The organism is Roseomonas mucosa ATCC BAA-692 (assembly GCF_000622225.1).
GTDB lineage: Bacteria > Pseudomonadota > Alphaproteobacteria > Acetobacterales > Acetobacteraceae > Roseomonas > Roseomonas mucosa.
Genome location: NZ_JHWD01000004.1, coordinates 391,173 through 397,172, shown reverse-complemented (window position 1 = coordinate 397,172; position 6,000 = coordinate 391,173). Strand labels below are relative to the sequence as shown.

Below are 6,000 nucleotides of genomic sequence, written 5' to 3'. Positions count from 1 at the left end.
CCCAGCTTGGGCTGCGGCTGCCGCGCCCGGCTGTAGCGGAATTCCGTCTCCCCGGACCGCAGAACCTTCCGGACCACCTTTCGCGAAATCCCGAGCTCGCGACAGATCGCCTTGATCGACTTGCCCTGCACCCGGTGCAGGCGCCGGATCTTTGCCACTGTCTCCACGACCAGCATCCCAGCCCTGGCTCCCGATCATCCCGGAAACCACTGTGAACCCCGCCGTCAGTGGGGTCCCGTTTGGACGCCGATCACCCCTCCAACAGGGTTCCTATTCCATGCCGATCCACAGGAGTACCGGAGAGCCCCACGAGAACGCAGGGTTCGCCTTGGCTGGTGGTATCATCAGCAGGGAAGGCGAGCACGGGCAGGACGGTGGGGTTTAGGTTCCGCTGCCCTCTTCTTCTGCGTACCTTGGGTGCCGCTGAGGCGCGGCTGGGCGTGCTCGGGGCGTGCGTGGTCAAGCCGCCGATAGTCGCGGTGTTCATAAAGTTCTCTCTCTGGTTGTCGATTAATGATGACGATGATGGGGGACTGAGCGCGGCCAAGGCGCGGCTATCGCTGCCTACGAATGCCGACGAAAGCGCCTCGGATCACGCCATGACGCGCTAAGGACCGGGCGCAGGAGGCTCCCGGAACCCTAGAAGCACGTCGATTTGTGGAGGGGTCTCCCGGCCCTCCACGAATGCGAGGAGGCGGTCAAGGCATCGCTGAGCCTTGCGTAGTTCCTCCACGTCTCCGTTGTCGCAGGCGCGACACAGGTGGTTCACGATGCTCCCGGCGAGGAAGGCGCCATGAGAACCGGCAGCAGGGAATGCGGGTATCATGCCGCCGCCTGATATGCCGTGACCTGCTCAGGCTGGCTCATGGCGCCCATGGCTCGGTCGGCCAGCCCTAGCGCTGCCACCCACTCGCCATCGTCCCACATCGCCTCATAGAAGGCTGACACAGCCCAGAAGGCGGTCTTGGTGGCATCGTCGAAGCCATACTCGGTCATATCGCCATCGACCGCTTCCCAGGCATCCAGAGCAGCCGCAAGCCTCTCGGCATCCCCCCGGCCCTCGTGGGCTTCCTGCGCCGCCTGAAAGACCTCCTCTAGCCGCCTGTCGCCGGGGCGTGCCGCCAGGTACGCAGGCAGGACTTCGGCCACTCTAGATGACACAAGGGCCACGAGCTTTCTGTGGCTTGGGGAGGCTGCCCGATCCCTGCATCGGTTCACGAAGCCGGGGAGCTTGGCGGCAAAGGGGACGGGGGCGTCGATGAGGTCGGTCATGTGTGGTTCTCGTGAGGTCTAGAGCGCAACCATCCCATCACCGAACAAATTGAGTGTCAATATAGACTTTGAGAACCGAAGTTGCTGCCAAGCTGCATTGCTGTCAAGTGCACAAGAATTCTAGTGGTGAAGCTGACTAGCATTCTTTCCTTCTAGCATTCTTTCATGCCGTGTCTTTCGACTAGATGAATGCATCTAGAGCCGCTACAGGCCCCTCAGGACGCCTCAGCATCTCGCGCCCTCGCCAATACCCGCCGCACAGCCAAGAGCCGCCCACGAGCCTCCCTGGCGCTTCTGTGGGCCTATGCCGCCCTCTCTGGCTGCCTCAGGATGCGATAGACGCTGGCCCGCCCGATACCGAGGCGCTTGGCAATGTCGGTGGGGCTGATGCCTTCGGCCCGGAGCTTCATCACCGTCTCAGCCTGCCGCCGTGCTGTGGGCGCCCGGCCCTTGTAGCGCCCCTCAGCCTTTGCCTTGGCGATGCCCTCGCGCTGGCGTTCCAGCATCAAGGCCCGCTCGAACTCGGCCACAGCCCCCAGCATCGTCAGCATGAGGCGCCCTGTGGGGCCACGGGTGTCCACCTCCGACCCGCCCATGCTCAGGATGCGCAGGGCCACGCCTTGCCCTTCAAGGCGCCGCACGATGCCAAGGAGGTCTTCGGTGGACCTTGCGAGACGGTCAGGCTTCGTCACCACCAGAACGTCACCCTCTCGGGTGAACTCTAGGGCGGCTTCAAGCTGGGGCCGCTTGGCTACCGAAGAGATGCGCTCAGCGAAGACCTTCTCGCACCCGGCGGCGCGAAGGTCTCGCTCCTGCCCCACTAAGCCTGCTTCCTGCTCCACCGTGGAAGTCCGACCGTAACCGACCAGCACGCGCCCGCTCCGTCTCATTAGGTTCTAAAAGATAGTGACCGACACTGTCTCTTTGAACAAGACCCATTCTTGTGAGACGCTATGCGCGTTGGCTGTCGTGGCTCGCTAGACCTTGCCCTAGTGAGACAGGAAGGGTGACGTAGAGGGACCCAGGCGCGGCGAGATGCGCTTCGTAACGTCCCTAGGCCACGAAACGGCCCCCAAGGGGGTTCTCAGGAACTCGCTTCAAAAAGAATGCCTAAAGCCGCGCATTGTTGTTGTTGTCCTGCCTTGGCCCCCTGACGGCGCTCCGGGCCGCGCCTGGATGGGACCCAAGCCACCGATCCGGGGCCATGGGGGTCTCGTGTCGCCTCATGCGGAACGGGGGTGGCATCACAAGTACTCCCCCCGCCTCCCCGGTGGCGCTGCGTGGGTCCCTCGGAATGGAGGGCAGTCAGATGGCGTTGTCTTGGCTTCTCCGGATGCTGGCCATAGCTTCGTGACCTGAGGGCGGCGGTATTACCGCCACGGAAACACACCCAGCGGTAATGGTTTTGGGCAACTAAGTCCAATACTAACAAGGTAGTAGATGCAAAGGGCATTCGTCTCCCGCCGGGGACACTCCCTTTCCTTCCGAGATCAGCGGTCGGTTCAGGCCGTGTCTTCCTTCCGCCACCGCCGGTGGCCGGCGGGAAGGGCTGCGCCCCGGTCTTCGGGCTCTCACGACGGTGGCTTCGCCCGTTGCCTGGCGGGGCGCATCCATTCTTCGCCGATCCGTTCCGTGCTGGCTTGGCGATCGAGAAGGGCGGAACCGGCCAAGCCTTTGTTTCACATTCATATCAAGAACGGATAGGAAGAAAACTGCAACTTCAGAGTGCTTCTGTTCTGCTTGACCTACAAATATCGTTTCATAATGCAAAATCGTATCTTTTTTTACACAAATTTCCTCGAAATTTTGGTTGTGTCTCTGGAATGGTTACGCTAGAAAACTCTTGTGACTGTGGCGGCGTGGAGAGCAGACACGCTAGGGGGCCGAAACCCTGAATGACGCTGCCCCCATGGTTCGGCATGGGGACATAAGACGGCGGATGAACCGTCCTCCGTCAGCCGGAGTAGCGACCGGCCCACAGTCTCTCACCCGCCAGCAATGGCGGGCCGGCGGATCGCCTGGTGGCCAGGGGTAAAACCCGATGCCACCGGGCGATCTCCGCTTTCCGGTGGCCGCCAGCCCGGCGTGGCGAGAGGCGGGGCGCACCGTGGGTTTGTCACGTGGCGGAAGGCCCTCTATCTGCTCGCGGGCCAGCCCCTTCTTCCGGATAGACATGTCCCATCCCGACCCTCGGGCTTCTTCGTCGGGCCCAGCGCCCTTGACCGGTTTGATGGCCGCGCCGGAGGGAAGCGGGGTCAGCGTCCTCACCCTGGCGAAAGGGCGCCGGGCCCATCTGCGGAACCTGCTGGAAGGCCTGTCGCGTGGCACCCGCCTGCCGGAGGAATGCATCCTCGTGGACATGGACGAGACGCCGGTCCCGTTGCCGGCCGTGCCCTTCCCTTTGCGGCATCTCCACCATCCGTCCCGGGGCCTGCCTCTGGCCGAGGCCCGCAATCGCGCCGCGCACGCGGCGCGGCAGCCGGTGCTGGTCTTTCTCGACGTGGACTGCATCCCGGCCGCCGGGCTGGTGGAGGCCCTGGCGCGGGACGCCCTGGCACATGATGCCCTGATCTGCTGCGAGATCCGCTACCTGCCCGCCGGGGCGACGCCCGGGGATGCGGCGTGGGAGGAGAGCCGGCTCCTGGCCCAGGGCCTGCGCCACACGGTCCGGCATTTTCCCGAAAGCGGCATCCGGCCCGAATCCAATACCGGCCTGTTCTGGTCGCTCTGCTTCGCGGTCCGGCGCGACACCTTCCTGCGGCTCGGCGGCTTCGACGAGGCCTATGCGGGCTATGGGGCGGAGGACACGGATTTCGCCTTCCGGGCGCGGGAGGCCGGAGTGGGGCTTCTCTTCACCGCCTCCACGCTGGCCTTCCACCAGCACCACACGGTCTATGATCCCCCGCTGCAGCATTTCGGCGACATCCTGCGCAACGCGGCGCTTTTCCGGGAGCGCCACGGCTTCTGGCCGATGGACGGGTGGCTGGCCGATTTCGCGCGGCTCGGCCTGATCGAGCCGCCTGGCGAAGGGCCGTTGCGCGTCCTGCGCCATCCGGCGGCCGCGGAGATCGCCCGGGCCGCCTGCGGGCCCGACCGGGCTTACTGACCGGGCCCTGCCGAGGCCAGGGCGCGGGGCTTCCGGCTCTTCGCGGCCCGGGACCGCCGAGGCGGCCTCCAGGCCGGAAGCGTCAGTCCTGGGCCTTCTTCAGCTCCTTGAGGCCCACGGAGCCCTTCTGGCTGGAGAAGGTCAGGGACTCCTCGCCACCCTGGCTTTGCGACACGCCATGGATCTCGTGATCGCCGCTGTCGTAGAGGGTGACTTCGCCGTCCTTCTCCACGGCCAAGCGGTGCGCGTCGGGAAAGAAGGCGTAGCGCAGCCCGTTCTGTCCGCCGCTGGAGGAGGGCTGGCCGAGCTTCTCCGGCCACCACGGCTTCGTCGCCTCCATGGGCTTCATCGGCTTCATGGGTTCCATGGGTTTCATCGGTTCCATGCCGTCCTGTCCTTCCGTGCCGCGCCGGAATGGCGGCGGTCATTCCGCTTGAGAACCCTCCGGGTCCCGGCCGGTTTCGGCGGAGCGGTTGCGGAAGCTGGCATTGCCGAGGCCGGTGCCGATGGTCAGCACCCCCCAGCGCGTGACATCACGCATCGCCGGGGCCTCGCTCATCCCCTGGGCCACCGCGTCGTTGTGCATCAGGAAGCGGGCCTCGCCGCCGCCGATCCTGGGGACCAGCTTCGCCAGGGCGGCGGGCAGGCTGAAGCCGCGATCCTCCTCCCAGTCGCCGCCGGGCAGGTTCTGGCCGCCGCGCTCGATATGCCCTTCCTCGTCGATCAGGCCGGGGCAGCTGATCCCGACCACCGGGGCGAGGCGCAGCCCGGCATGGATCGCCGCATGGGACAGGTCGTGCAGCATGGTGGCGAGGCCGCGCACGGCGTCGTCGCGGTCCGGCTGGTCCGCGGCGTGCTTCCAGAGGCGGGAGGCCCAGACCTGGTCCCGGGCCGGGTCGCGGGGTCCGCAGCCGGCCAGCCGTACCACGCCCGCGCGCAGGTTCGTCCCGCCGATATCCACCGCCAGGAAGGCGTCGCGCCCTTCCAGGGCTTCGGCGGGCAGCATGTGGCGCCAGCCGAGCAGTCCCGCCTCGTCGGGATCGTGCCCGATCGGATGCAGGGAGACCTTGTGCCCGGCCTCCAGCAGCCGCACCGCCGCCCGGCCGATGGCGAGGCGTCCCAGCAGGCCGGCACTGAAGCCGCCGCCGATCACCAGGGCTTCCACGCCCTTCCAGTCCGGCAGGGCGAGGAAGCGGGCGATGACCTCCGCGAGCGCGGAGGAGAAATCCTCGATGGCGGCCAGCAGGATGCCCATCTCCAGCGGGCTGCCTTCCTCCAGCGCCCGTTCGAGCCGTGCCTTGCCCAGTTCGGCGAGGCTCTGGCCAGGCCAGGGGTCCGCCGCGCGGTGGCGCCAGTCCTCCAGCCGCTCCAGGAAGGCGTCGCGCCGGGCGCGGTCGCCGATGAAGCCTCCACCCTCCTTCAGCTCGGCATTGTAGCCCCTGACGGATACCCCCGGCAGTTTGCGCGCGCCGTGGCGGAGGGCGGGGGCGGGCTGGCCGTCCGGGCCGTCGTCGCCCGTCCCGGAGGAGGCGCTGGGGGTGCCATGGAGCATTGTTCATCCGGCGGAGGTGTCTCCGGTAACGCCGCGGACGGCACGGCTGTTGCCACAAAGGGCGCCTGCG

General features: G+C 66.5%; 5 protein-coding genes and 1 pseudogene. 1 reads left to right on the top strand and 5 read right to left on the bottom strand.

Going from position 1 to position 6,000, the window contains the following annotated elements; all coding sequences use genetic code 11:
* The 3 genes and pseudogenes from BT98_RS28010 to BT98_RS0108610 all read right to left on the bottom strand — a co-directional run.
* A pseudogene (locus BT98_RS28010) lies at window positions 1–176 on the bottom strand (IS21 family transposase); the annotation flags it as partial.
* A 646-nt stretch (window positions 177–822) separates the two neighbouring features.
* On the bottom strand, window positions 823–1,272 hold the full coding sequence (locus BT98_RS0108615; RefSeq protein WP_019461690.1) for a hypothetical protein: 450 nt from the start codon (window positions 1,270–1,272) through the stop codon (window positions 823–825).
* Between the two features lie 302 nt (window positions 1,273–1,574).
* Entirely contained in the window at window positions 1,575–2,144 is a 570-nt protein-coding gene (locus tag BT98_RS0108610) for a recombinase family protein (protein WP_026033294.1), read from the bottom strand.
* A 1,346-nt stretch (window positions 2,145–3,490) separates the two neighbouring features.
* On the opposite strand from BT98_RS0108610, the gene BT98_RS0108605 reads away from it, so the two are divergent.
* Complete coding sequence (locus tag BT98_RS0108605; RefSeq protein WP_202801208.1) at window positions 3,491–4,378, top strand: glycosyltransferase; 888 nt, start codon at window positions 3,491–3,493, stop codon at window positions 4,376–4,378.
* An 82-nt stretch (window positions 4,379–4,460) separates the two neighbouring features.
* On the opposite strand, the gene BT98_RS0108600 is transcribed toward BT98_RS0108605, so the two are convergent.
* On the bottom strand, window positions 4,461–4,736 hold the full coding sequence (locus tag BT98_RS0108600) for a hypothetical protein (RefSeq protein ID WP_202801207.1): 276 nt from the start codon (window positions 4,734–4,736) through the stop codon (window positions 4,461–4,463).
* Between the two features lie 66 nt (window positions 4,737–4,802).
* Window positions 4,803–5,930, bottom strand: coding sequence for an ROK family protein (locus BT98_RS23765; RefSeq protein WP_019461686.1), 1,128 nt, complete (start codon window positions 5,928–5,930; stop codon window positions 4,803–4,805).
* Between the last annotated feature and the right edge of the window lie 70 nt (window positions 5,931–6,000).

Coding starts and splice junctions, on each gene's coding strand:
- BT98_RS0108615 (WP_019461690.1), bottom strand. CDS start 1,272: ATGACCGACCTCATCGACGCCCCCGTCCCCTTTGCCGCCAAGCTCCCC.
- BT98_RS0108600 (WP_202801207.1), bottom strand. CDS start 4,736: ATGAAGCCGATGAAGCCCATGGAGGCGACGAAGCCGTGGTGGCCGGAG.
- BT98_RS23765 (WP_019461686.1), bottom strand. CDS start 5,930: ATGCTCCATGGCACCCCCAGCGCCTCCTCCGGGACGGGCGACGACGGC.